The 1,181-nt window shown below is 61.0% G+C and carries 1 protein-coding gene; it reads right to left on the bottom strand.

The features are described from left to right. Positions 1-13: 13 nt before the first annotated feature. Entirely contained in the window at positions 14-976 is a 963-nt protein-coding gene (locus CAG31_RS27980) for a transposase (protein WP_085586971.1), read from the bottom strand. Between the last annotated feature and the right edge of the window lie 205 nt (positions 977-1,181).

Consider the following 1,181-nt stretch of genomic DNA (forward strand, 5'->3'; position numbering starts at 1 on the left):
CCTGTGGGAGATTCTATGTTGCAAGGGAACCCTGCAGCCTCAAGTTCGGTTGGTATTCGCTCTCGCTTTTCATGAGGGCGAATGCCACCCGGCACAGCTTGCGGGCGAGGATCACCAAGGCCTGGGTCTTGGCCAGGCCTCTTGCCAGGTACGACTCATAGTAGGGCTTCCAGACCGGGCTTCGGCACGCGGCCATTGCTGCATTGTGCGCAAGCCGCCGCATTTCCCCGTCCCCTTTTTTGCTCAGGCGACGGCAGCCGTGCTTCTTCCCGGAGTCCTTCGGCCTCAAGTCCATCCCCAAGAAGGCGATGAACGCATCGGCGCTGGCGAAGTCGCCACGCATGAACGTGGTCGCCAACCCGGTAGCGGTCAGGTCGCCAATACCCTCGATCGCCTTGCAGCGCCTGATGTTCTCGGTGATGCCGGCTTCTTGCGCGGTTTCTCGCAGCAGCTTCTGCAGGGTTTGGTCGACCCGCTTGAAGTGCTCCATCTGCTGGGCCATGAGGTCTTTCAGAAGAGGCTCGCCAGACCAGCTCAGCATGACGGCAGCGTGGGTCTTGATCAGCTCAGCACGCTTCCTGAGCAGGCTTTTCAGCACGCCGTAGAACCGCGGAGGCGGGCTCCAGGCCCGCAGATGCTGCTGCTCGCTGGCCAGGTAGCGTGCCAGCAGGCGTGCGTCGCAGGGGTCGGTCTTTGCCCTCAAGCCGACGCTTTCGCGGTAGTGGCTCACCCGATAGGGATCCACGACGTACACCCGATGCCCCATTCCAAAGGCCAGTTCGGCGGTGTCCAGGTGGTAGTGGCTGGTGGCCTCCAGGGCTATGGCGCTCTGGGCCGGCAACGTTTTGAGCCAGCGTCCGATGGATTCGCGGTTGTTGCCGATGGCTTGGGTGAGCTGGACGTCTTCGCGGTAGGCGACGATCTCGGCCTTGGCCACATCGATGCCCACGACCGTTGGCGCATTAAGGATTGTCATGACGAATCCTCGGAGCTAGGGTTTAAGTGCTTGATGGGGTCTACCGTAGCGCTGGCTTGCCTCTATCGTCGGACGATCCGATGCATTCCTTATCGGCGCTTCAGGTAGAAAGGGCGGGACGAGAAGTCTCCCACGGTCCGTACTGGCTAGAGTCGGATTCTTGCTTTTAGTCCCGCCCACCCCTTCAAGTCTAAACATACAAGCT

It is taken from the genome of Pseudomonas sp. R25(2017), assembly GCF_002112565.1.
Classification (GTDB): Bacteria; Pseudomonadota; Gammaproteobacteria; order Pseudomonadales; family Pseudomonadaceae; genus Aquipseudomonas; species Aquipseudomonas ekonensis.

Bases quoted from the DNA above. Each gene is read 5' to 3' on its own strand.
- CAG31_RS27980 (WP_085586971.1), bottom strand. From the start codon at position 976: ATGACAATCCTTAATGCGCCAACGGTCGTGGGCATCGATGTGGCCAAG.